This is a genomic window from Sphingobacterium sp. UBA7038 (assembly GCF_002494055.1).
Lineage (GTDB): Bacteria > Bacteroidota > Bacteroidia > Sphingobacteriales > Sphingobacteriaceae > Sphingobacterium > Sphingobacterium multivorum.
The window spans coordinates 66768-92478 of record NZ_DLAV01000031.1; the positions used below are offsets into that span (position 1 = coordinate 66768).

Annotated in this window: 23 protein-coding genes; 9 read left to right on the forward strand and 14 right to left on the reverse strand. The window is 41.3% G+C overall.

What is annotated here, in order from left to right; genetic code table 11:
- Positions 1 to 56 precede the first annotated feature (56 nt).
- Both B3H30_RS19885 and B3H30_RS19890 read right to left on the reverse strand, forming a co-directional pair.
- Positions 57 to 2240 carry a S9 family peptidase gene (locus B3H30_RS19885; protein WP_115046717.1) on the reverse strand — a complete coding sequence of 728 codons (2184 nt, stop codon included), beginning with the start codon at positions 2238 to 2240 and terminating at the stop codon, positions 57 to 59.
- 269 nt (positions 2241 to 2509) lie between these two features.
- Entirely contained in the window at positions 2510 to 3238 is a 729-nt protein-coding gene (locus B3H30_RS19890; RefSeq protein ID WP_115046719.1) for a 3-keto-disaccharide hydrolase, read from the reverse strand.
- A gap of 72 nt (positions 3239 to 3310) precedes the next feature.
- On the opposite strand from B3H30_RS19890, the gene B3H30_RS19895 reads away from it, so the two are divergent.
- The 3 genes from B3H30_RS19895 to B3H30_RS19905 all read left to right on the forward strand — a co-directional run bounded on the left by B3H30_RS19895 (position 3311) and on the right by B3H30_RS19905 (position 5376).
- The gene (locus tag B3H30_RS19895) at positions 3311 to 3679 is read left to right on the forward strand and encodes a dihydroneopterin aldolase (RefSeq protein WP_046672427.1); all 369 of its coding nucleotides are present in this window, start codon (positions 3311 to 3313) and stop codon (positions 3677 to 3679) included.
- Positions 3680 to 3757: 78 nt separating this feature from the next.
- Positions 3758 to 4468, forward strand: coding sequence for an AAA family ATPase (locus B3H30_RS19900; RefSeq protein ID WP_070562900.1), 711 nt, complete (start codon positions 3758 to 3760; stop codon positions 4466 to 4468).
- 464 nt (positions 4469 to 4932) lie between these two features.
- Positions 4933 to 5376 (forward strand): Hsp20/alpha crystallin family protein, encoded by a 444-nt coding sequence (locus B3H30_RS19905; RefSeq protein WP_112375535.1) that lies wholly within the window; start codon positions 4933 to 4935, stop codon positions 5374 to 5376.
- A gap of 154 nt (positions 5377 to 5530) precedes the next feature.
- Here the strand turns inward: B3H30_RS19905 and B3H30_RS19910 are convergent, their stop codons facing one another.
- Positions 5531 to 5968, reverse strand: coding sequence for an acyl-CoA thioesterase (locus B3H30_RS19910; protein WP_070562894.1), 438 nt, complete (start codon positions 5966 to 5968; stop codon positions 5531 to 5533).
- 117 nt (positions 5969 to 6085) lie between these two features.
- Between B3H30_RS19910 and B3H30_RS19915 the strand changes: the two genes are divergently transcribed.
- From B3H30_RS19915 to B3H30_RS19930, 4 genes are all read left to right on the forward strand, one after another.
- The gene (locus B3H30_RS19915) at positions 6086 to 6589 is read left to right on the forward strand and encodes an RNA polymerase sigma factor (RefSeq protein WP_286834806.1); all 504 of its coding nucleotides are present in this window, start codon (positions 6086 to 6088) and stop codon (positions 6587 to 6589) included.
- Entirely contained in the window at positions 6579 to 7220 is a 642-nt protein-coding gene (locus B3H30_RS19920; RefSeq protein ID WP_070562889.1) for a hypothetical protein, read from the forward strand. The genes B3H30_RS19915 and B3H30_RS19920 overlap by 11 nt, the downstream gene beginning before the upstream one ends.
- A 205-nt stretch (positions 7221 to 7425) precedes the next feature.
- On the forward strand, positions 7426 to 9078 hold the full coding sequence (locus tag B3H30_RS19925) for an ABC1 kinase family protein (protein ID WP_070562886.1): 1653 nt from the start codon (positions 7426 to 7428) through the stop codon (positions 9076 to 9078).
- A gap of 77 nt (positions 9079 to 9155) precedes the next feature.
- Positions 9156 to 9941, forward strand: a complete 786-nt coding sequence (locus B3H30_RS19930; RefSeq protein ID WP_070562883.1) for an SDR family oxidoreductase — start codon at positions 9156 to 9158, stop codon at positions 9939 to 9941.
- 153 nt (positions 9942 to 10094) lie between these two features.
- On the opposite strand, the gene B3H30_RS19935 is transcribed toward B3H30_RS19930, so the two are convergent.
- On the reverse strand, positions 10095 to 10688 hold the full coding sequence (locus B3H30_RS19935) for a YceI family protein (protein WP_115046720.1): 594 nt from the start codon (positions 10686 to 10688) through the stop codon (positions 10095 to 10097).
- A gap of 105 nt (positions 10689 to 10793) precedes the next feature.
- Complete coding sequence (locus B3H30_RS19940) at positions 10794 to 11381, reverse strand: Crp/Fnr family transcriptional regulator (RefSeq protein WP_070562877.1); 588 nt, start codon at positions 11379 to 11381, stop codon at positions 10794 to 10796.
- A gap of 246 nt (positions 11382 to 11627) precedes the next feature.
- Between B3H30_RS19940 and B3H30_RS19945 the strand changes: the two genes are divergently transcribed.
- Positions 11628 to 12167, forward strand: coding sequence for a GNAT family N-acetyltransferase (locus B3H30_RS19945; protein WP_070562874.1), 540 nt, complete (start codon positions 11628 to 11630; stop codon positions 12165 to 12167).
- 7 nt (positions 12168 to 12174) lie between these two features.
- Here the strand turns inward: B3H30_RS19945 and B3H30_RS19950 are convergent, their stop codons facing one another.
- From B3H30_RS19950 to B3H30_RS19980, 7 genes are all read right to left on the reverse strand, one after another.
- Positions 12175 to 12576 (reverse strand): DUF1634 domain-containing protein, encoded by a 402-nt coding sequence (locus B3H30_RS19950; protein WP_070562870.1) that lies wholly within the window; start codon positions 12574 to 12576, stop codon positions 12175 to 12177.
- A 78-nt stretch (positions 12577 to 12654) separates the two neighbouring features.
- The gene (locus B3H30_RS19955; protein WP_070562867.1) at positions 12655 to 13488 is read right to left on the reverse strand and encodes a sulfite exporter TauE/SafE family protein; all 834 of its coding nucleotides are present in this window, start codon (positions 13486 to 13488) and stop codon (positions 12655 to 12657) included.
- A gap of 230 nt (positions 13489 to 13718) precedes the next feature.
- On the reverse strand, positions 13719 to 16826 hold the full coding sequence (locus B3H30_RS19960) for an efflux RND transporter permease subunit (RefSeq protein ID WP_070562864.1): 3108 nt from the start codon (positions 16824 to 16826) through the stop codon (positions 13719 to 13721).
- 21 nt (positions 16827 to 16847) lie between these two features.
- Positions 16848 to 17939 carry an efflux RND transporter periplasmic adaptor subunit gene (locus tag B3H30_RS19965; protein WP_070562862.1) on the reverse strand — a complete coding sequence of 364 codons (1092 nt, stop codon included), beginning with the start codon at positions 17937 to 17939 and terminating at the stop codon, positions 16848 to 16850.
- Positions 17929 to 19263: a TolC family protein gene (locus B3H30_RS19970; RefSeq protein WP_201303578.1), complete on the reverse strand. Its 1335-nt coding sequence runs from the start codon at positions 19261 to 19263 to the stop codon at positions 17929 to 17931. The genes B3H30_RS19965 and B3H30_RS19970 overlap by 11 nt, the downstream gene beginning before the upstream one ends.
- Before the next feature lie 175 nt (positions 19264 to 19438).
- A complete protein-coding gene (locus tag B3H30_RS19975) occupies positions 19439 to 20818 on the reverse strand; it encodes a HAMP domain-containing sensor histidine kinase (RefSeq protein ID WP_115046722.1) in 1380 nt (459 codons plus the stop codon).
- On the reverse strand, positions 20815 to 21501 hold the full coding sequence (locus B3H30_RS19980) for a response regulator transcription factor (RefSeq protein ID WP_201303577.1): 687 nt from the start codon (positions 21499 to 21501) through the stop codon (positions 20815 to 20817). The genes B3H30_RS19975 and B3H30_RS19980 overlap by 4 nt, the downstream gene beginning before the upstream one ends.
- A 160-nt stretch (positions 21502 to 21661) precedes the next feature.
- Here B3H30_RS19980 and B3H30_RS19985 point away from each other — a divergent pair, with 160 nt between their 5' ends.
- Positions 21662 to 24175 carry a phosphocholine-specific phospholipase C gene (locus B3H30_RS19985; RefSeq protein WP_115046723.1) on the forward strand — a complete coding sequence of 838 codons (2514 nt, stop codon included), beginning with the start codon at positions 21662 to 21664 and terminating at the stop codon, positions 24173 to 24175.
- A 93-nt stretch (positions 24176 to 24268) separates the two neighbouring features.
- Here B3H30_RS19985 and bioD read toward each other — a convergent pair whose 3' ends face one another.
- Positions 24269 to 24901, reverse strand: coding sequence for a dethiobiotin synthase (gene bioD, locus B3H30_RS19990; RefSeq protein ID WP_115046750.1), 633 nt, complete (start codon positions 24899 to 24901; stop codon positions 24269 to 24271).
- Positions 24902 to 24948: 47 nt separating this feature from the next.
- Entirely contained in the window at positions 24949 to 25707 is a 759-nt protein-coding gene (bioC, locus tag B3H30_RS19995) for a malonyl-ACP O-methyltransferase BioC (protein ID WP_286834807.1), read from the reverse strand.
- Positions 25708 to 25711 lie beyond the last annotated feature (4 nt).

Sequence of the window (25711 nt, forward strand, 5' to 3'; positions counted from 1 at the left end):
AGGGCAGTCCAAATCTTTTTGGATAGCCCTTTTTGGTTTTTCTTGTTTTCCTGAGTTTATGACGGATTTTTGAGGTGCTGATTGAAGTAGTCCGCAATTTTTTCGTACATATGAATACGGTCTTTTCCCATTACATTGTGCTCATGAGTCGGGTATAGAAAATAATCTACTTGCTTTCCGGCTTTAATACAGGCTTCTAAAAACTCCATGCTGTTTTGTTGTACAACGACAGGGTCTTGTGCGCCGTGAATAATCAATAATCTTCCTTTCAGTTGATCGGCTTTATTGAGGAGTGATGTCAATTTATAACCTTCCGGATTTTCTTGCGGCGTGTCCATGTAGCGTTCGCCGTACATCACCTCATAAAATTTCCAGTCGATTACAGGACCTCCAGCTACTGCAGCCTTGAAGATATCGTTATGATGCAGCATGAAGGAAGTTGTCATAAAACCACCGAAACTCCACCCGAAAATACCCATGCGCTGTTGGTCAACAAAAGATTTTGATTTAAGGAACTCTATTCCTTTCATCTGGTCGGCCATTTCGTTTTGACCGAGGTTGCGATGCGTAGCTGTATAGAAATCACGGCCTCTGTAATTCGTGCCGCGATTATCCATCGTGAAGACGATATAGCCCTGTTGCGCCATATACATATCAAAATATCCAGCGCCTCCTAGCCATTTGTTGGAAACAAGCTGCGAATGTGATCCGCCGTATAAATAATACATGACCGGATATTTCTTAGCTGGATCAAAGTCGTTGGGATAAATGATACGTCCTGTCAATGGGTATTTCCCATCTGCAGATGTCAACTGTACAAATTCGATTTTAGGATCATTTATTTTTCCGGAAAAAGGGTTTTCTGCATTGACTAAGGTAGTTTCTTTAGCAGATTTAACTTCTTTGACCTGAACTTTATTTGGTGTTTTTAAATTACTATATTGATCGTAGATATACTTGCCATCGCTACTTAGTGCAGCATGATGCGTGCCCGATTCATTTGTTAATTGAACCGTTTTCCCAGATTTTAGGTCGACCTCAAATAATTGGCGATCTAAACCGTTGTTGGTGACTCCTGTATAGCTAACTTTGCTGCCATCAGCCGAAAAGTCGAGCAATGCCTCCATAACGATGTCTTTATAGCCGAGTTTTTTGATCAGATTACCTTCCGTGTTGTAGAGGTAAAGTTGATTATAACCATCTCTATCGGATTGATAAAGGAATTGATCCGGTTTGTTTGGTAAGAATGTTAATGGGTTTTCAGGTTCAACCCAGGTTGTCGCAGTTTCTTCAAACAGGGTTTTGACCAAAGAACCGTTTTCTGCATTATATTTGTTGACTTTAAGATCATTTTGCCCACGGTTAAGTACTCCGACGTAGATGTATTTACCAGAAGGATCCCAGGTAACCATGGTCAAATACTGCTCTGAATGCTCACCGGTTTGAAGGGTTACCTTTTGTCCCGTGGTGGTGTTGTAAACGATCAACGAAACTTCTTCCGATTTTTGGCCTGTCATGGGGTATTTGATCCATTTGATATCCGCAATTTTGGGACTCCATTGCGGTAATGGATAATTGGCAACCATCGTCTCGTCTTTGTGGTAGTACAGCAGTTTGTCATTTTGATTGTTCCACCACATTCCTTTCTTGATGCCAAATTCCTGGCGATGGGTGTAATCACTACCATTGACAATTCCTTTGTCGTTATCGTTGGTGACGGAAGTAATTTTGCCGTCTTTGTCAACAATTGCGATGTTATTGTCTACTAAGTAGGCGATTTTTGAAAAATCCGAACTTACCTCGCGGTTAGCTCCCTTGTTGTCATTACCGATAAAGCTTTCAATATTTTTTGATTTGATGCTGTAAGCCACCGTATAGGTTTTATCTTTTCCTTCCACTTGCAGTAATAGCGCGTTTCCATCACGCCATTTGTAGTCATAAGGAAATACGCGCAGATTGAATGTTTCGCCCGGAATAGTCGTTTTTAGTGCTTTTTTGAGGTCTGTTTTAGAGACCAGATTTGTTTCGCTCCAGTTGCTGGAAGCGCTTTTTGATAATAGGTTCTGGTACGATTTATCGAGATAGGAGAGGTTGTTTGATTTTGGGATCCACGATGCTCCGGCTATCGATGTTGGGGCGTAAGTTCGGGGTCCAAATACTGTTTCTTCTAAATTGAGGTTGCGTTGTGCATAGCTGCTGATGGAGCTTGCCAACAAGAAGAATAGCGCAATTCTTTTCATTAAACTGTAATATTGTGTGAATGTTTATACACAACGTCATACGTGAGCCCATTCCAGTGGTTATTTTGCGCTTCATTAGTCCAATAATCACATGAGGCTTCTAAACCTGTTGCGATAGGAAATTAAAGGCGCAAGTAGCTCATTACATTCCGTTTGTTTTTAAATTTTATAGGGCTAAATTAGGGAAATAGCCCTATAAAACCTAGTACAGAATTGTTGCTTTTCTAACTTAAATTGTTTGCTATAAACCGCTACGTCTTGCTGCTAAGTTATAGTTTACGTAGCCAGATGTTTCTGAACTGGACCAGATCACCATGATCCTGCAGTACAATTGGACCTGGGCCGTGGCTTATTTGTTTTGGTAGTCCGATATATTCGGTTGTGCCATCGATTTGAGTATTGTTTTGTACAACGACGCCATTATGGAGGACCGTTACTGTTCCTTTAGCGGTCAAGATTCCATCCTTATTGAACTGAGGGGCTTTATAAATAATATCGTACACATGCCATTTTTCCGGAGCAATTACCTGCGCCAGGGGGGGGCGCTGTTTGTAAATACTGCCTGCTCCGCCGTTGACATAGGTTGGGTTGTTATTGTTGTCCAATACCTGAATTTCATAAAGCCCTTGGAGGAAAATTCCGCTATTGCCTCTTCCTTGGCCCTCGCCTTTGATTACTTCGGGGCTTTTCCATTCAATATGCAATTGAAAATCGCTAAAGTGTTCGTTGGTCTCAATGGCTCCAGCCCCCGGTTTTACTTCAAGTACGTTGTTGGCCACCGTCCAATTGGCTTTGCCTTTTTCACTTTTCCATTGCCTAAGATCCTTGCCGTCAAAAAGGACAATGGCATCGCTTGGTACACCCTGATTGATTGTTACTGTCGGTGGTACCGGACTATAATATTCGGTGTCGCTGGGTTTCATATTTGTTTGGGCCTGTAATGCAGTGGCGCCAAATAAGAGTGTTGTTGCTATCGCTGAGGATAAAGAAAAGTTCATCTGTTGGGTTTTTGGTATGGTTAAATATACAAATAATCCCACTTGTTTGGAACAATTTCAGTAGGTTTGTGCATGGCAACCATTTTACAGACAGTATCGCTGAAAGAAGCCCGGTTCTATGCACCAATAGGTTACTATGAAGAAGAACAGGTGCTAGGCAATGAATTTTTTGTTTCTATTGACGTATGTTTTCCCTTTTTGAATGCCGAGACAGAGGACTTAAACAATACGCTCAATTACGAAGAACTTTACCAGATTACAGCCGGTGTCATGCTACCTAAACGTAAGCTACTGGAATCTGCGGCTTCAGAAATACTCGAACAGATTCGGGAAAGAGTATCCCATGCTCTGACGATCGAAGTGGTGATACGCAAATCGAACCCTCCCTTTGGAGGGGACCTTTCTTGCTCCCAAGTTAGTCTTAAATATTTTAAGGATTAAAACGAAACTGGATCAGCGATATACCAACTGAAAGATTTAGTTTTGCCAATCGTTATCTGATAGTCTTAAATTAATAGTATGAATATTTACGATCTTGTCATAGCCGATAAGGAAAGGATTGCTTTGGAGGATGTTTTCTTGGAAAAGGACAGCCGTCAAAAGCTGCATCAGCTGATTAAAGAGCATCGTTATATTAAAGAGCTTTCGCAATATGGTCTGCCGGTGAGCAATAAGATTTTACTGCACGGTTATTCGGGTTGCGGAAAAACAACAACGGCGAAAGCGCTGGCTACAGCGCTTGAAAAACCAATTTATGTGTTGAATTTGAGCAACCTCATTTCTTCTCGTATTGGCGAAACCTCGCAGCACATCAAACAGGTCTTTGATAAAGCAGGGCGTGAAAAAGCAGTTCTGTTTTTAGATGAATTCGATCAGATCGGAAAGGCGCGGATTAGTGAAGAAAAGGATGTGGGTGAAATGCGCCGTCTCGTGAACACCATTATACAGCTGATCGATTATTTTCCTGCTGAAGCGGTATTGATTGCAGCAACGAATCATCCTGAAATATTGGATACAGCCATTATCCGGCGGTTTCAGCTTCGTTTGGCTTTTGAGTTGCCGACCATAGTACAACTGGATGCCTATTATGATAAATTATTTACGCCATTTCCACATTATGCTGATGTCGTACAGCGACGCTATGGGATCTCCTATGCAGAGGCTAAGGACTATATTTACGATGCTGTCAAATTCTTATTGATTGCTTCGCTGGAACAAAATCAACCTTAATGGTTTTTTGAACGTTACGTTTCGGATGCCTAATAAAATACCAACTTCTGATAAAATCTTTTTCTCTTATATGATACACTACTATTCGAACGCTCTGTTTGAGGTGCTCAGTAAAAATAACAACGTTTCATAAAAGATTTTTCTCTTATACGGTACGCTGCTAATTGAGCGCTCTGTTTCAGACTCTTAATAAAAAATGACAATTTCTGATAAACTGTTTTATCTCCTATACGTTAGTCTGTGTATAGGGACAATTTGGGATAGGGGGCAGGGAGCCCGCTAATGACAAATTGATCGCTAGGTAGTTGGAAACAGTTGTTTTTAAGACAAAATGACATTATTTTTTATTTTTAAATGACATTTTGTCTTTTAAAACCTGCTGGTACGCAAATTGAATAGCTCTCTTCAAATAGGTAGAACAAAAAAAGCTTAACAATAAAATAAAAAATTAGGAGGACAAAAAAATGGCATTAATTAAATTCCCTACAAAAAGTTTAAACACGGATGCAGTAAATCCATTTGTGAACACTGTATTCGACAACTTATTCAATGATAACTTCATCTCCGATCGTTTGGTGTCCCGTGTACCTGCGGTCAATATATCAGAAACTGAAAAATCCTTTAAAATTGAAATGGCAGCGCCTGGATTGGATAAATCTGATTTTAAGATCAATGTCGATAAAAATCTAATTACCATTTCAGCTGAGAAAAAAGAGGAAAGTGTGAGTGAAGAAAAATTATACAGCAAAAAAGAATTCAATTATTCTTCGTTCTCAAGATCATTTACCTTGCCAGAGACCGTAGATTACAGCAATATCGAGGCTGCCTATGAAGGTGGTATATTAATTTTGACTGTTGGCAAAAAAGAAGATGCAATCATTGCAAAACGTTTGATTGAAGTTAAATAATCCAGCAGCATACCAGAAATAGTTCATTTTGGGAATGACCAAAGGTGAGCAAAAGACAATAGTTTTTAGGTTTAGTTTATATTTTAATCCCTCGGAATTCCGTTTGCGTTCCGAGGGATTTTTTTATCAGGATGGTCCTGACATGATGAAAAGACTATTCAGTTTCCGCATAGTTTTCAGATCGGGGAATTTTGGCGAGATAAGGCTCCATCTCTTCCGGTAACTTCGTTAATTTCCGCTTATGAAGGTCGAGCCAGGCTCCATCGACGTTGACGGTACAGCACAAAACGCCGTCATTACGAAAAACTTGGTGTATAAATGAGAAACGACTATTTGTTTTGTTGTATTTCGTCAGTTCTACTTTTACCTGTACATATTCATCTAAATGCACTTCTTTAAAATAGATGAGTTCTTCCCGAAATAAAATTGGACCGATATGAAATTCGGCAAATTTATCCAGTGAAAAGCCCATTTTGTTCAACATGTTACTGCGGGCCTGTGCGCAGATATCAGCGTAAGCAGAATGCCGCATATGTCTATTTGCATCGATCTGCGCCCATATAATCTGACCTTGATAAAATATATTCTCCATAATCTTCAACGATTAGCCTCTTTTTTCATAACAATTTACATATTTTTAAATAAAGCTGTAACACTTTGTTTGTTTGCTATACTTATTACCTAAATATATTTAAAGAAAAATCGCTAGGTGAACCCATCAGAAATAGAATTTCTTCGACTGATTGACGAGAATAAAGGTATTCTCGTTAAGGTGAGCCGTATGTATATGGATGATCATGAAGGGCGACAAGATCTGTATCAGGAGATCGTCTATCAGCTGTGGAAATTCTATGCAACATTTAAGCAACAGAGTAAATTTTCAACGTGGATGTACCGTGTTGCCCTCAATACCGCAATGGTATTCTTAAAAAAAGAAAAGAAACATCAGATTTATGATACGTTAGAGGAACGACATGATTTTGCAGAAGAAGCTTACGATACCGATAAAGATGAGCAACTGAACGTTTTTTATCAGGCCGTTCAAGAGCTCAACGCCATTGAAAAAGCCCTGATATTTTTGTTTTTGGAAGGTCAGAGTCATCGCGAGATTGCAGAAAATCTGGGTATATCGGAAGTCAATGCCCGCGTAAAATTAAACCGCACGAAGGAGCGAATTCAACAAATCATTAAAAAATACAAGTATGAATTTTGATGAGTTAAAAAAATCTTGGCAGCAACAGCCTACAGACGAGGATTTACAGAATCCAAATCTCAAATACTATAAGGAAGTCGGCAATATCATGGGTAAGCTGCGCAAGAATATCAAACGTGAGTTTATCTCTTGGGCCGTGTGTATGGGCTTTCTGTTTTTGGTGCCCATCTTACCGATATATAAGATTGAAGGTTATGCTGCATTTGCCTATTACTTTTTTATCGTACAGATATCCTTATCTAGTCTTTTATATTATCGGAGGTTCTTTTATTTGGTAAAGAGTACGAAAAAGATCGAGTTGTTGGCTTCTAAAGAACACTTGCTCAAATTGTATTACGATTTGAAGTATGCCGTAGAGACCTATCGGATCGCGGCCTACGTGATGATACCGCAAGCTCTATTTCTTTATCTTATTATGATCGCACAGAATCGGACTACCGTCTGGTTTGATCGATTATACCATTTCAAGGAAACTTTCCAACAGGATCCAAACTTTATTGTGTGGATGATCCTTTCCGCAATTGCTTCCATTATTCTTGTTGTTGGTCTGACAGAATTTATGATTCGTGCTTATTATAGCAATTATATTACACAGATAAAGGAAAAGCTAGATCAAATGGAAGCCGAATAGTTTACAGCGTCCTTGTATTTATTTTATGCTGTTGAAGACTTGATTTTCCGTTCAAAATGGCTCGAACTAAAATAGGTAAGGTTTTTGTTTCATCTCCTTCTGATTAGTTTTTTTAGTCCATATGGAATATCCGCTTCATTTTATGCTTGTTTGCTTTTTGGGGCATGGATATTTCGTATATTGTCATTGAAAACCATTGTCCGTTATGTTTAATCCGACAAAGAAGTTACAGCGCAGTTCCCAGATCTTAAGTATATTGGCCAAATATGGTTTTAAAGATGCGATCGCTCGATTGCCGTGGAAGGGACCCCAATCTGCTGTAGAACATGCTATTGACGTCGATAATATCAGTGTTTATGCCCGTATTCGCATGGCTCTTGAGGAGCTCGGTCCGGCTTTTATCAAGCTTGGACAATCGGCTTCGACGCGAGAGGGGTTGTTGCCCAAAGATCTCGTAGATGAACTTAAGCGCCTTGAGGATAATGTTCCCCCTTTTGAAGTGGATATTAAATCTTATCTCAAAGAAGAACTTGAGCTGGATATTGATGGGCATTTCCAGGAGATTACTGCCGAACCTTTTGCTGCGGCCTCTATCGCACAGGTATATCGCGCAATCTTAAAAGATGGAACCCAAGTCGTTTTAAAAGTCCGCCGTCCTGGCATCGATGAGGTTATGCGCTGTGATCTGGCACTTATGCGTGATATTGCCAAAATCCTAACCATGTACAATGATGTACTGGAAAACCTTAACCTTCTGCTGATTGTTGAATCTTTCGCTACGACCATGCAGGAAGAGATGTCCCTGGTGATTGAGCGGCATAACATCGAACGCTTCACAAAGAACTTTAAAGGAAATAAACTGATCAAGGTACCCCGTGTTTATCCTGAACTCTCGTCGGACCATGTTCTTTGCATGGAATATCTCGATGGTTTCAAGGTAACTGATGCCGATGAAATTAAGCGTCGGGGAATGGATGTCCAAACGCTGGTAAAAAATGGGATCAATTTATACCTTGAGCAAGTGATTATCCATGGTTTCTTTCATGGCGATCCGCATCCCGGCAATATGATGGTGATGCCGGATGGGCGGATTGCTTTTTTGGATTTCGGAAATATGGGTAAATTATTGGGGATAGACCGTAGGCAGCTTGAAGAGTTTATTCAATCGGCTATTTCCGAAGATGCTGTCCGGCTTGCTGACGTGATTGAAGACGTTGCCGTGGTGAGCCATATTCCGGATCGTAACCGGTTTGAAAGATCCCTATATGAGATTTTCGATATGATTGATAATGTATCTCTCGGGGATCTTAGCTTAGATTTATTGTTCAATAAATTGTGGAACATCATTGGTGACAACCGCTTGTATTTTCCGGAATATATTTATCAGTTGATGCGGGGCATTTCGTTGATGGAAGGTATTGGACGCCAGTTATATCCCGATCTTAATATTATGGAGAGTATCAAGCCCTTTGCACGTAGGATTATGATGGAGCGGCTCTCTCCAGAGGCAATCTTCAAAAAAGGAAAACATAAAGTTGAATCTTTTGCGCGCGATGTCGAAAAACTTCCTGAAGATATGCGCGCCCTTGTGCGCTTATTTCGAACAGGAAATTTTACACTCAACCATCGATTGATCAGTGCGCGATCTTTTAATGCTATTTTACGCAAGGGGGTCAATCGTATTGTCATCGGAATTATGTTTATGTCACTCAATTTACTAGGTGGGATGATTATTGTCGCACGCGTAGAACCACAGTGGTGGGGAATTCCCATTTTTGCTTGGATATGCCTTGGCTCAGCATGGGTCTTTGCCATATATTTATTTGTTGCTATGATCCGAGCAAAGGACAACGATTAACCGGGGTTAGAACGCATTTTCAGCCATGATGATTGGCTATGCATACATACACGCTATAAAATAAAAAATAAAAAGATATGGAAATCAATCTAAATGGGAAAAAAGCCCTGATCGGAGCGAGCTCTGCTGGTATAGGTGCAGGTATTGCCCAAGTGCTTGCCTCATGTGGCGTATCTGTAACATTGGCTTCCCGACAGGAGGAAAAGCTACAACGTACCTGTGAAGGTCTTGATACCTCCAAAGGACAGGTACACCAATATATCGTGGTGGACTACAATGATCACGAAGCATACAAAAAGCAGATAACACATTATTTTGAGTCGAATAAGGTTGATATTTTAATCAACAATTCGAATGGGCCGCAAGCAGGAACCATAGACAAAAAAAATTTGGCGGATTACCAGCATGCTTTTGAACTCTTATTTCAAAATCACTGTTACACGACCTCATGTGCGCTGCCTTATATGTTGGCAAATCGATACGGACGTATTATTAATGTGTCTTCTTCAACTGTGAAAGAACCGGTATCTAATTTAGTGTTGTCTAATACGATCCGTACAGCATTGCTTAGCTGGAGTAAATCGCTGGCAACGGATGTCGCTAAAGAAGGGGTGACGGTCAATAGCATCTTGACAGGCCTATTTGATACGGACCGTATCCAGTCGCTAACCAACCTTGACGCTCAACGTATGGGTATATCCTACGAGGAAGCGCTACAATTGCGGTTAAAACAGGTTCCTGCGCAGCGTCTGGGTAAACCTGAAGAATACGGTTATCTCGTCGCTTTCCTTTGCTCCGAATATGCAAGTTATCTGACTGGAGCCAATATTCCTCTGGACGGCGGGATGTTAAAAGGCTTATAAAAAATGAGCTGCTCAATTACGTCAGGTCAAAGCCCTTGATTTGAGCATTCCATAGCTGATTGCTGTAGCCAGAACTCGGTGTAAAATTGCATAAAAAGGGGTGTCCAATCCGTTTGGACACCCCTTAATGTTAGTGTGATTTATTATTTTCAATTAGTTCAACACCAATTCGGTGTTGACAATGATGTCGACATCAGAAGCAACCGCTTCTACACCTGAAGGTAATTTATCATTGTATTTCATGCCGAAATCCTGACGGTTAATTTTTGTTTTAGCTGTAAATCCAGCACGTGTTTTTCCCCAAGGATCCGTAATGATTCTACCGTTTTGTGTTACCTCGAAAGTTACTTTTTTCGTTACATCACGGATCGTCAGATCCGCTATCATCACATATTTTCCTTTTACTTTCGCATTTTTAAAACTGATAGACTTTAATGTCATTTTAGGGAATTTTTCCGCAGCAAAAAAATCATCGGTCTTCAAGTGGTTGTCACGTGCAGCAATGCGCGTATCGATACTGTTGACGTCGATAGCGAAATTAACTTTGGCATTATTGAAACTTGTTCCTGTTGGGGTTTCAACTGTTCCTTCTACCTTAGTAAATTCACCATCAACAAAGCTGATACCAAGGTGTTTTACATCAAATCTTGCGTTGGTATGTGCAGGGTCTGCAGACCATTTTACTTGTGCCACAGCAACATTAACCATTAATACTGCTACTGCCAGAATTTGGAAAAATTTATTCATCTTATTTTCTTTTTTTATTTATCTAACCTTCAAAAGTTCAAATTGTTTGTTTGAACAAGCTTCTGCAAAGGTGGAATAAACAGACAAAGAAAAAATTGATGTAGGTCAAGAATTTCGATTCGGCTTTAAGATCTGCCTTTTTAGGCGGCTAAGAAACTCCTGCGTAACACCAAGATAGGAGGCTAATTGCATATTGGAGATCCTCGGATAGATTTTAGGGTACCTTTTGATGAAATCCAGATAGCGTTCCTGTGCAGTGAAACCTATGCTCGAGATAATACGGTGCTGCGATGCGATTTGCGCACGTTGTGCCATAATCCTGGAGAGTTTCTCGAAGATGGGATGATCTTCGTAAAGTTTGTCCTTAGCCTTTTTTGAAAGGGTCAGGACGACGGAGTTTTCCAGGGCCTGAATGTTTTGGAGGGCCGGCTCCTGATAATTGAAGCTGGCAATATCACCGATCCACCAATCTTCAATTGCAAACTGTAGGATATGTTCAATCCCATCGGCGGTGACATAGAATGATTTAAATAAACCGCTGATTACGTATGCTTCATGGTGGCATACCTCGCCTGCCCGGAGAAAGTATTCTTTTTTCTTTATTTTCCGTACCTGATAACGTGAGACGATGTCATTTAGTTCTTCCTCAGTGACATCAATACGCTGTTTTACAAATTCCCTGAATTGTTCCATTTGGCTGTAAAATACGAATTTTTTGCCATGCTAATTGAATAAGTTGTCCAATTCCTATCAATTCTAAGGTAAAATAATTCAGTTGCAGGGGATTTCTTGCATTCAATTTTGTCAACACGGTGATAAAATCTACATCTTGGTGTAATATTTGATCGGATATTCGCAAAATTCAGATAGTTTGATCAATAATTGGTATCTTTTGTCAGATTTAAAATATTTGAATTGCTATAACTATAAAAGTGTCTCATGAAGTTTGTCGCCCCCAACACCCTTGAAAATGATAAGGTCGTATTACGCATCATCGAACCAACGGATTTTGATACGCTGTATCAGGTTGCCAAAGATCCCCTGATCTGGGAACAGCATCCCAATAAGGATCGCTGGAAGGAAGAGGTTTTTCAGGGATTTTTTGAAGGGGCCTTGGAAAGTAAGGCTGCTTATTTGATCCTGGATAAGGAAAGTGGAGCCTGCATTGGGGGCACCCGGTATTATGGACTTGACGAGGCGGAAAAATCTATTTTTGTTGGTTATACATTTTATGCCCGTGCGTATTGGGGGGCAGGAATTAATCCCTTGGTCAAAGAGATGATGTTTGACTTTGCCTTCAACTTTGTGGATCGAATCTATCTGCATGTGGGGGCAGAAAACTATCGTTCTCAGAAGGCCGTGGAACGTTTGGGCGCTATTAAAGTGGCCGAAAAGATGGTCAGCTATGTAAATGAGCCAGAACGTAAAAATTTTGAATACGCATTGGAAAAATCCGCTTGGCGGCGGATCAAGAGATAAAGCCTTATTATCCCTTGATGCCGCTAAGTATACTGCCGATAATGACGGTTAATACAATCAATGTAATGATGATATAAAGTCTGTCCTTTTCGATTACAAAACCAAACAGTGAACCAATCACCCGTACAATAGGTGTACAAATCAATAAAAGAACACCCAGCTGTATAACTTGGGGAATATTTCGGCTAAATGCCCCCGAAATAATTCCAGTAATTGTTGTATTGGAATTCCCTTCACCGACAAAATCTCGATAATTCGGTACGGTGTCCTGTCCATGAACAATCAGGTAGAAGATACCGCCGAGAATAAGAATAGAGGAAGCCAATATAACGCCTATTCTTAAAATTTGTCCTACCAACAGTGAGATGTCTTTGTCTCCCCAATAGTGTTTCGAAAATACTTGTTTCATTTTGAGTAATTAGGTCCTTCATTGTCTAGCGGAAGGACGTTACAAACTTAAAATCCTAAATCGGGTAAGCTACCGTTTTTAGAATTTATGCTGGAATCCGTTGAAGATCATTTCCAAGGCCACCAAAGTAATAGCGACGGCGAAAATGATACGTAAAGTCTTTGGGTTCATGCGCTTTAAGAGTTTGGATCCTGTAATGGCACCGCATAATACACCCAGGATAACCGGAAAAGCAATACCTGGATCCATATATCCTCTTTGTAAATAGACCACTGCAGAAGCAGCTGCGGTGACACCGATCATAAAGTTGCTCGTTGTCGTACTGACTTTAAATGGAATTTTCATCATGCTGTCCATCGCGAGTACTTTAAGGGAGCCCGAACCAATGCCTAATAATCCGGAAAGTATTCCTGCAACCCCCATCAAAGAGAAGCCGCCGACGACGTTGGTCAGCTTATACGGGATCAATTTTCCATCAGCAGGGTAGGTGCTATTCAGTTTCAATTTTTCAGCCAAAGCAGAACCGCCGGATAGCGCATGTTCGTTTTTCTTCCGTATAGTCATTGCTGCGGAGAAGATCAGTACAATACCAAAAATGATTGCAATGGTATTCGTCGGCATGTAAATGGCGATGACAGCCCCGATAACAGCACCAATCGTGGTCGCTATTTCTAAAAACATGCCAAGCCGGATGTTGGTGATGCCTTCTTTGACATAGGCTGTGGCTGCACCGGATGATGTCGCTATGGAAGCCAACAAGGCCGCTCCGATGGCATAACGGATATCGACATGAAACAGAAGAGTCAATAAAGGGATGACAACGACCCCTCCGCCTAAGCCTGTCAGGGATCCTAAGAGCCCTGCTACAAAAGCACCCAGGAGAAGGATGATTGTAAAGGTGAGAATAGTCATAAATATGTGTTTGTTTGTGTGATCCAAAAAACAGCAGCTGTTTAATGGAAGGTAATTTGTTGTAAACTTAAGGGCTTTTTATTGCTTTTGAAACTTTAAACCTGGAATAGATACAAATGTTACATCAAAAGTATTATTAAAAAAATGGTACTGCCTGTCGCTTCACAGCCTGAGGCAGTACCGATGACCTTTATTGGTCTAAGTATATAGTATATAAAATATGGACAATATTATTCAGCTATTGTTTGTTGTACCTTTTCTTTTCTGTTGAAGATATCGTAGATGATTGGGAATACCAACAATGTCAATATCGTCGCTGAGATTAATCCGCCAATGATGACGATCGCCAAAGGTTTCTGTGATTCCGAACCTATACCGGTCGATAATGCAGCCGGCAACAGCCCGATGGAAGCCATGAGTGCCGTCATGACCACAGGTCGTGTTCGCGATTTTACACCTTTATAAATCGATTGGTCATTGGGTAGGCCATCCTTCTTATTCTGGTGGAATTCTGAGATCAGGATAACACCATTCTGGATACAGATCCCGAATAATGCGATCATACCTACCCCTGCCGAGATTCCAAAATTCATACCCGTCACGTGCAAGGCGATAATTCCACCGATCAGTGCAAAAGGAACGTTGGCCAACACGAGCAGCGAATCCTTGATATTTCCGAATAGAATAAACAATAGAAAGAAGATGACGATCAAACTGATCGGTACAACCTGTGCTAGGCGGTGTGTCGCACGCTGCTGATTTTCAAATTGTCCAGTCCAGCCAATAGAATATCCTTCCGGAAGCTTAATTTTACTTACTTTTTGTTGTGCTTCAGCTATGGTGCTTCCTAAGTCACGGTCACGGATGGAAAATTTGATGCCGATATAACGTTTGATGTTGTCGCGATAGATAAAAGCAGCACCATTATCTTTTTCAATGGTCGCGATACTTTTCAACGGAATTAATGTGCCATCACCACATGGAACCATCAGCTGTGCAATATCCTTTTCTGTTTTCCGATATTCGGGCGCATAACGCAGTCGAATGTTGAATTTGCGCTCACCATCGTATAAAATGGAAGCGGTCTTTCCGCCAAAGGCCATTTCCAGTACCGCCTGTGCATCTGCTGGCAGGACATTGAATGCCGCCATACGGGTCCGATCCAATACCACACTAACTTCAGGTTGGCCGATATTTAAGATGATACCAGGTTCTTTAATACCTTGAATACCTTTGACCTGTGCATAAACTTCTTTCGCCAGGCGGTCTAAGGTCGCGAGGTTATCGCCAAAGATCTTGATGCCGTTTTCGGCCTTGAAACCAGCAACGGCTTCGGCAACATTATCCGAGATAGGCTGCGAATAGTTATAGGTGATCCCCTGGAATTGTTTGAGTTTATGGTCCATCTCTTCAATCAGCTGATCCATGGTGATTTTACGTGTCCATTCCTCTTTAGGTTTTAGGGCCACAGCAAACTGAACAAAGCCAAACCCATTGGGGTCGGTACCGTCGTTGCTTCGTCCAGTTTGGGAAAGTACGCCGGTGACCTCAGGAAAGGTTTCCAAAGTGCTCTTTAACAGTTTGGTTGTTTTAACCGATTCACGTAATGAAGTACTCATGGGCATCTCGGCAGTAACCCAAAGGGAACCTTCATTTAATGTCGGTAAAAACTCTGTCCCTAAAAATTTTGCAGAAAACAAGATTGCAGCTAGTAAAGTAATTGCAATGATCATACTCAGACGCTTGTTTCGGAATGTAAATCCAAAACCTTTGGCGACAATTCTATTCCAGAATTCAACAAATGGATTGTGGCGTTCTTTCACATTTTTATTGAGCAGAATATGCGATAAAGCCGGAACGAGTGTCAAGGTAAACAGTAATGCACCCAGCAAAGCAAAACCCAGGGTAAAGGCTAGTGGCGAAAACATCTTTCCTTCTACTTTTTGGAAGGAGAATATGGGCATCAAGGAGGTGATGATAATCAGCTTGGAGAAAAAGATTGCTTTTCCCAAACCTGTTCCTGTCTGTTTGATCCAGCCGGCTTTGGCCATTTTGTTGAATTTCTCCATACCCAGCTTATGAGCCTGGTGATCCAACATGACAAATATCCCTTCCACCATGACCACGGCACCGTCGATGATAATACCAAAGTCTACTGCACCCAAAGACAACAGGTTGGCGCTCATGCCAGCTAGTTTAAGACATAGAAAAGCAAAAAGTAAGGCGAGGGGTATAATGATAGAAACGATGACCGTCGTGCGCCAGTCTGCCATAAAGAGCAATACCATCAAGGTGACGAGGACAATACCTTCAATCAAGTTGTGCATAACGGTATGGGTCGTGAAATCCATGAGATTGTCACGGTCATAGAAGGTTTGCATTTTGACATCTTTGGGAAGGATTTTGTTGTTGAGCTCGTCTATTTTCGCTTTTACAGCGGTCAGGACCTCTCTTGGATTTTCGCCTTTCCGCATCACGATGGTTCCTGCTACCACATCATCATTCTTACCAAAACCAGCTTGGCCCACCCGAGGCATTGCGCTTTCTCTTACCTCGGCTACATTTTTAACAAAGACCGGATTTCCCTTTTGGTTGATTACCGTGATGTTTTCGATATCATTGATCGAGTTGACCAAACCAATACCGCGTACGACGTAGGACTGGCCACTTTTTTCGATGACATCTCCACCGACGTTCAGGTTACTTTTGCTGACAGCATCAAATACCTGTAACGGGGTCAGATTAAATTTGTCGAGTTTGATGGGGTCGGTACTTATTTCGTAAACCAAATCCTGTCCACCAAAAACGTTGATATCGGCTACACCAGGGACACCACGCAAAGCGCGGTCAATGACCCAGGTCTGCAAAGTAAGGAGGTCGCGCGAATTGCGTTGATCGCTATGCAATGTATAACGGAAGATTTCGCCTGTAGGGCCGTAGGGGGGCTGTACTTCAGGGTCTACATTGTCTGGCAGGCTCACAGACCGCATGAGGTTGTTGACCTGATTGCGGGCAAAAGTGTCGTCGACACCATCATCAAAGATGATTTTAACAATAGAAAGGCCAAACATGGTGGTGCTCCGTATGCTAGTTCTCTTTTGGACTGGACTCATGCCCAGTTCGATTGGTGTCGTTACGAAGCGTTCGACTTCCTCCGCACTCCTTCCGTTCCACTGGGTAATGATGGATATTTGTGTATTGGTCACATCGGGAAATGCCTCAATGGGCATGCTTTTAAAGCTAATGAAACCAGCAATAGCCAAAATACCGACCCAAATAAAGGTAAACGCTTTATTTTTAATGGAAAAGGCGATGATATTTTTAATGAATTTGTTCATTCGTGTAAATGCTAAGACCGATTAATTATTCAATGCTCTATAGATCAAAAGTTTATTGTTGACAACAACTTTTTCACCTTCCTGTAGCCCCGTAGCCATGTAAGTTGTTCCTTCGTTTTGTTTGATCGGCAATATTTCGCGAATCTTAATATCATTTTGGGATTTATAGATCAATACGAAATATTTGTTTTGATCGAAAATGACCGCATCAGAAGGAACTGCAAGCGCTTCCGTATTGGAGCGATGCAACACTTTAATGGTCGCTTTACTATCCGGAATAAGTAAACCATCCTTATTGTCTAGCACCACGCGTGCCTGCATTGAATTCGTTTGGGGATCGATGATCTTAAAGATTTTATCAATACTGCCCTGGAATTTTTTGTCCGGGTAGCTCAGGGTAGACACAATAGCCGGCATGCCCATACTAATCTTGTCGATATCCGTTTCGTTGACGTTAAGAATTGCCCATACATCTTTTGTATTGGCCACATCAAAGATGTTGTCGCTGCGGTCACTACGCAACTGCATGTCCTTATTGATGTTCTTTTGGACGATGTAGCCATCGATTGGAGATACGACCGAATAAATATTACCTGTACGCACATTGTAGATCTGACTGACGGCCTCTGAACGACGTAGTTGCTCTTTGGCTTTGGTTAATTGCCCCTTTGCTTCCATCATGTCTTTGTCTGTACTCAGTTTACCATTATACATGTCTTCGGCCACACGGTAGTTTTTCTCGGCGAGTAACACATCGGTTCTGGCATCGGAAAGATCCTTTTGTATACCGGCAACTTCCGTACTTCTGATTGTTGCCAATACCTGACCTTTATGGACATAATCACCCAGAGAAACATTAACGGAGACCACATTCCCCCCAACGAGCGGGAAAATATCAATGTAATTGTTTTGATCGGCCGATATCTTTCCAAAGAAGTTGAGTTCTTCGGTCACATTTTCTTTTTTTACCGTAGCAAAACTTGTCGATTTAAGCATCGTCTCACTAATTTCGAAACCTTTGACAATGGCTGCATTATCTGTTTCTTTATGATTTTGGCAAGAGTAAAGTAGTACTACTGCCACAGCGGCTATAAGAAGTTTTTTAGTTGACATGAGTTGAATTAAATATAGAAGTTTGAGCCAGGTAGTTTAATTGTTCGGCGTTGAGAATGATTTCCTTTTTCATATCGTATAGCTTAAGAATGGATATGCGATAGCTGTCCATAAAATCCGTGAACTCAACTAGAGAAATATTCCCTTTTTTAAAATTATTGAATATGCCATCATAGACCACAGCGATGTTATGCAGGTCGTCTGGTGTGATAGTAAAATATTGGGTATATTGATTTTCCCAGGACTGATAGTTGGAACGGATCTGTGATTCCAGCAGCTGCCGTTGGACTTCAATATTTTTCTTTGCCTCTTCTTCGGCGTATTTCGCTTTGATCACATTTCCTTTATTTTGTTTCCACAACGGGATCGGAATGGCGGCTGTGAAATTGAGCTCATTGCGGAATACACCTCCATTTTGGCTGTAGGAAAGGCCAAGGTTGATATCCGGTGTGTTTAAAGACTGTTGCCATCTGGTAAATAACTGTGCGCTTTCCGAGGTCTTCAAGGCAAATTGATAATCAGCATTGTTTTCCAAGGCCAATTGATAGATTTTGTCCAAAGCCATTGTTGGCTTTACGGCAAGTTCCTGATCTGCTTCTTGATCTGTTAACTTCGGTAATACATCTTCCTGACTGGAAATAAGCACACGTAATTGTTGCTGTAGATTGATGCTATTATTGATCGCTGTCGTTTTTTCGTTGTTGAGATCGATGGCCATTGTTTGAAGACGAACCTGATCTTTTAAAGAAACGTTTCCTTTTTTTCCTTGCTCTTTATAAGCCGCAAGCAGATTGTTGAGGTAATCCAACTGAATTTTAATATCGGCCAACTTATGTTGCTCAAAGTAAAGGGAGTAGAAGGTTGTACGCAGTTGCGCACGAAGGCTTGCCAGTAATTGACTGAATTGCAACTTAGCAAGTTCAACATTTGATTTAGCAAATTCAACTTCATTCTTCTTTTTTCCACCGAGATAAATCAATTGGGATACGCTTGCTTCCTTGGATTGACCAATATGAAATGCTTTTTTGTTCTGTGGGTCGTAAGCATTGGCCGATAGCTGCAATTGTGGTAGATCCCATATTTTGGCTTGTATGACGTCAGCCTCGGCTTGGCTGATATCATATTGCTGTGCGAGTAGGGAGAGATTACTTTTAATAAAGGCTTCTTCGCATTCTTGAAGCGTCATCTTTTTTCCCGAGATCTCACTTTGCTTTATTCCAAATGTACTTTCATGAATGCTCAAGTAATCTGCCTGTGGTGGTTTTTGTTGAGCAAAAGCCATGCTATTGCAAAGCAATAAAAATATAAGGGGTGTCTTTGTCATGTGTTTCAAAACTTATGTAACAAAATAACTGGTCGAAGATTAAAGACCCCTTAATAAATGCTTAAAAAAAGCTTAAAAAAGCATGTTTTTCAGATCGGCGGATAGCTATGGATAGGTATAATAATATATGCGTTTATTGCTCATAGACTTGACATTGTCTACCGCACTTAAGCAACTATACTTCCCGGTTAGGAAACAATTTAAATAGTAATACAAAAGTATGCGTAGATTGTTTTAGGTCCGCCTGATATGCTATTGTTGCTTGATGCGACTGCATGATACGCTGAACGATACGTAGTCCTAAGCCCGATCCTGTTGTTTCACTCGCGTTTTCACCGCGGCTGAACGCATCGAAAATCCGCTTTTGGTCGATTGTGCTCAAGGCCGGACCAGTATTGCTGACAAGTACCTTGAGTTCGAAGGTTGATTCTACAATCATCACCTTTACCTCCCTGGTATCGGAGTAGAGCGCGGCATTTTTAAATAAATTCACAAAAGCAATTTCAATCAATTGTGCGGAACAGAAAATACTAAGTTTTGGGTCTTCGATCCCACCGATTGAAAAATCCAGTTGCAGGTCGGGGAATACCTTGGCTACTTTTTCATAAGCCATAAAGATAATTTCATCGATCCGCTCTTCCTTATAGGTCATTTTCAAACGCTCAGAGTCGAACTTTGAAAGTAACATCAGCGAATCGGTTACCTCCGAAAGATGTAAGGTTTCTTTGGATATGTTACGCAAAACCTGCTTTACGTCTTCACTCAGCTGATTTTGATGATAGAGGTTCTCCAGCTGAAAGGACATTCGGGCAAGCGGTGTGCGCAGTTCGTGTGAGGCGCTGGAATTAAATTCTTTCTGCGATTCGAAAGCAGCCGAAAGCCGCAGCAGCATGGTATTAAATGCTCGGGTCAGTACAGCAATCTCATCGGTATGACCGGTATACTCGACAGGTTTGGTAAGTTTACTGGCATTAATCTGTGTAATATTATCTTTTAATTTATCGAGCGGGATCAACAGGCGCTGGATGAGGTTATAACTAAATACCCAGACCAGAACAGCGCTCAGGACAAATAATATCGTTAGGACGAGCGCTAGATGGTCCATTTTTTCATTTCCGGAGTAATCCTGTGCTTTTACGATAATATAATAGGGTAAACCGTTGATGCGATAATATTTGGCCAGCGTTTCATATTGGTCCTGATTGTAGAAGATCTGTTTTTCCTGATTTAGCCGATTGACAATCGAAGCATTCCAGGTAATGGTCTGATCCTTTACGGTACTGAAGACGAGCTGTTTGTTTTTGTCGAGGATGATAACATCTTCATAGAAAAGGCCATCTTCGTCATCGTGAAAATAGTTTTTGTAAGACTGGCGGTTGAAATAGGGGTTACTGGCGATATAATGGGAAATATTGTCCAATTTATCAATCAGTCGCTGCCGAAATTGATCTTTCCGAAAATCGAAACTAGCATAGTAGATAATCAACATCGCCATACCGAAAAGCACGGAGAATGCAATACTAAAGCTAATCGCTATTTTCTTCTTTAAATTCATTTTTCTGCCGCTAGGTAATAACCAAAGCCCGGTCTTGTATGGATCAGTTTATTCTCAAAGTTTTTATCAATCTTCTTACGCAAAAAGTTGATATAGACTTCAATTGTATTCTGTGTTGTCTGAAATTGATTTTGCCATACTTCCTCCGATATATGTTGCTTGGACAAGGTGCGACCCTTTGCCTGTGCTAAGATAAGCAGCAGTTGAAATTCTTTTTGAGTAAGATTAATTTCTTCATTTGCACGTAATACTCGGGCCTCATCAGGATAAATGATCAGATCATCGACTACCAAGGTTTTTGTTTCATTGCTTTCGCTATGTTGTTGCCGACGTAATAGGGAATAGATGCGCATCAACAATTCATCTAAGACGAAAGGTTTAACCAAATAGTCATCAGCAGCCCGGAGAAATGCCTCCTTTTTATCATCTATATCATCGTATGCCGAGAGAATAATAATTGGTGTAAAGGCGTCATGGCTTCTTATCTTTTTACAGATTTCCAATCCATTGATTTTGGGGACATTGATATCCAATAGATAAAAACCATATTTCTTCTGGTGTGTTTTGGCCAAAAAATCAATTCCATCAAAGGCTTGATCACAGGTAAAGCCCTGGCTTAATAGAAAAGATCGGATCTCTTTAGAGAGTACCTTGTCGTCTTCGAGCAGCAAAATGTCCACCATATTTATATCTGTTGTCTTTTCGTAAAAATAAACAAATTTTTGTCATCCAATCAAGGAGATGTTTTCTTCGTACTTAATTTGGTAACATAAGATTTACACGAAGAAATATGAAACAAAAAGAAATCTAAGTAGATTCAAATCGAAATTATAAATAAGTGTTATGGAAACCAGAAGAGAATTCCTACGAAAGACCCTACTATTTTCAGGAGCAGCAGGTATTGCCAGCTTCATGCCCGCATCGATCCAGAAAGCCTTTGCCATAGACCCTGACCCTGGAAGTAGTTTTTTAGATGCCGAACACATCGTCATCCTGATGCAGGAGAACCGATCCTTTGATCATACGCTAGGTAGTCTTTCGGGAGTCCGGGGTTTCAATGATCCGCGTTCGATACGTTTACCCAACGGTTTACCCGTATGGTATCAAACGGACAAAGAGGGAAAAACGTATGCTCCTTTTCGATTAAATCTGAAGGAAAGTAAAGTGACCTGGATGGGTTCGCTTCCACATAGTCGTGCAAGCCAGGTGGATGCCTTTAACCAAGGTCGTTACGATCATTGGCTGTTATCGAAGCAATCAGGGAATAAACAATATGCGGCTATGCCCTTAACATTGGGGTATTTTACACGTGAAGATTTGCCCTTTCATTATGCCTTAGCAGATGCTTTTACCGTATGTGATCAGAATTTTTGCTCGGGCATGACCAGCACTACGCCTAACCGTTCCTTTTTCTGGACGGGTAAGATTACAGAGATGAAAGATGGTCTGCAAAAAGCGAATATTCGGAATGATGACTTTGGCTATGGTAAAATGACCTGGGAAACTTTTCCGGAATTGCTTGAAAAGAATGGCATTAACTGGCGTTTTTATCAAAATGAGACAAGCTGTGGCGGCGGGTTTTCCGGACAGGAAAGGGCATGGCTATCCAATTTTGGGTGTAATCTACTGGAGTTTTTTCAGGCTTATCAAGTTAAATTTAAGGATAACTATATCAGAAGCCTGGAAACACAGGTTCGGGATTTGCCCATGCAGATATCCAAGTTGGAAGAGAAGTCTCCTTCTTCCGAGGAACAAGCCGAAAAGATACGCGCTGATATTCGCAAAAAAAGTGAGGCACTGGAGCGAGCGGAGACCGAACTAAAGGAATACAATCCAAACAATTATAAAAAGCTAAGTGATTTTACGAAATCATTAAATGAGCGAGCGTTTACGGTAAACAAGGGGGACAATAATTACAGATCGCTTGATACCTTACGTTTTAAGGCACAGGGGAAAAAAAGCACGCTGGAAGTCCCTAAAGGAGATATTCTTTATCAATTTCGGAAAGACGTTGATACTGGTAAATTGCCTGCCGTATCCTGGTTGGCCGGTCCGCAGAATTTCTCGGACCACCCGAGTGCGCCCTGGTATGGAGCTTGGTATGTATCTGAAGTTTTAGATATCTTAACGAAGAACCCCGAGGTTTGGAAAAAAACAATTTTTATCATTACCTATGATGAAAACGATGGTTACTATGATCATGTTAAACCTTTCCTTGTACCTGATTTAAAGAAGAAAGATACAGGGGCCTGTTCTCCTGGGATCGATACGGAGGTGGAGATGGTTCGTTTAGAAAATGAGCTAAAACAGGGGATTCCTAAAAAGCAGGCACGCGAAGGCGCTGTGGGCCTAGGTTTTCGTGTTCCCATGTATATTGCGTCGCCTTGGTCACGAGGTGGTAAGGTCTGCTCTCAGTTATTTGATCATACATCTACTTTGCAATTTTTGGAATCTTTCTTTAACAAAAAGCTGAACAAGAATATACATTTGGAAAACATCAGTGCATGGCGTAGAACAATCTGTGGTGATTTGACAACCGCTTTTACACCTTTTACTCAGCAAAAGGAACAACTCCCTTTTCTTGATCGGAATCAATATATCGAAACAATATACAATGCGCAGTTCAAAGATGATCCGCGAGGCTTTGTTGAGGTCAAAGATCCTGATCTTGCGACTAAAAGCGGATGGATTCCGGGATTTGACCGTATACAGGAACGGGGCATTCGTAAATCCCTGCCATTGCCTTATGCGCATGATGCGGTGGGCTGTGTGAAAGACGGACAGTTTTATCTAACAATGACTGTAGACGACAAGTTTTTCGGAAAAAGGACAGCCGGTACAGCCTTCAACGTTTATAGTCCGTTGGAATATCGTGATGAACAGGGGCAAAGTGAAACCTTTCGTAATTGGAATTTTGCGGTGAAGGCCGGTGATCGTTTGGCATATCAGTGGGACCTGGCAAGATTTGTAGGAGATCGCTATGCTTTTGAATTGCATGGACCAAATGGTTTTTATCGAAAATTTTCGGGAGAAAAAGGAGCAGCAGCACTAGAGGCTACCGTTTCTCCGGAACTGAAAGCGCTAACTCAGGCAGCGACAGGGAAATTGCAGTTGAGAATCAGGAACAAGAGCGACCAGCGGATAACGGTAGTTGTCGAGAGCCTTAGCTATGGAAAATATGCAACAACGAAAGAAATAGCTCCCGCCGAAGAAGTTCCATTGACCCTGGATGTTGAAAGTCAAGGAAATTGGTATGATATTGCTGTACGAATCAAGGGAGACAGCAGCTTCGTCATTCAGCTCGCAGGGCGCTTGGAAACAGGTGTTGCGTGTACAACTGATCCATTATTAGCATAATCTGTACTGTTTCAGCAGGGATGGCGGTCAATTCTTATTGAATGGGTTCCCTGCTGTTGCTATATATCGTCAATAGTATCCGCTTGACCTTATTTACACGCGAACAAATAAGGTCTCCGGATAGTTTGTTTCTATATAACGACGAAGATACAACTCCGTGTCCGTACTTATAGTGTGGTCTTTATGAACGGGGAATGTATTGTAAACCAAGGTATGTAGATTGATCTTGCGCTTGGTGATCGCTTCCAGACTAAGTAAGGTATGATTGATACTCCCTAATTTTCCAGAGGTGACAAAAATAAGCGGATACTGCATTTCTTGGATGTAATCGATAATCAGATAATCTTCTCTTAATGGAACCATCAACCCACCAGCACCCTCAATAAGAACAGCGTCGTAGCGTTGGCTTAATGTTAAGCTAGCCTGTCTGATCTTTTTAAAGTCAATTTCACGATTATCTAGACGTGCTGCTAGATGAGGGGAGGCGGGGTAGGTGAAAATCTCCGGCATCGTAATTTTCTGGTGATCTTCTGCTGTTAATGGGATTTCCATGAGTTGGCGATGGAGGACGATGTCTTCGGAAATAGTTGTATTTCCAGTTTGTACAAGCTTTTGGGTAATGGTGCGTATACCGCTTGTATTCCATTGTTTCGCGAGGAGGCCAGTAGCATAACTTTTTCCGATCCCGGTGTCTATGCCGGAAACAAAATAGATATTTTCATTCATTGCTATGTTTCTCTTGTAGGTTGTTCGATTGTTTGTAATTCGAGTGCTCAGCTGTTGCTTTTTATTGCTATAATATAGATGGGATGGTAGGTTAGGGACACGCCCTCTTCTGTCCCATAGTCAGATGTATACTTAGCACAGAAAGCCCGAAGTGTGCCTTTTGTCCACCGGTGATTTTTTATTCCCGTTACCCCCGTTTGCTTCAGGTGAACAAGAACTTGTAGTGGGCTTTCAAAGTGTAGTTTTAAATGTTCTTCTTGTGCAACGAGGATCTTATAATTCAACGCTAAAAGTTCGGCGATAAGTTCCGATTTAGATCGATATGTTAGTCCAACATGTGCCGTTGCATTGATCTCGTGCATATTGTCATGTCCAAAAGTGCTGAAGGCAAGGATACCGGAATCCAGAAGGGATCCATAGCATCTTTCAAAGAAAGCGCGAGGATTGTTGAACCACTGAATCGTAGAACAGGACGCGATTAGATTGATGTCTTTGGGAAAAGCATAAGTTTCTGCATCAGCACAGATGAACGTGTGCGATGCTGTCAAAATATCCATTACTTCGGGCATCATTGCTGGACAGATATCATTTAAAACCATTTTTTTAGGTTTGATATGCTGTAGGATTAACCGCGAAAAAAGCCCTGTTCCGCAGCCAATTTCCAATACTTTTTGGGGTCTTAGCTGTATGTTCTCCTGCATCAACCTGATCATTTTTTTTGCTATTTCGTATTGGGCGATCGCTGCCGACTGATAGTTAGATGCCGCTTTAGCGAAACGGGACCTAATCCTTTGTTTGTCCATCATGATG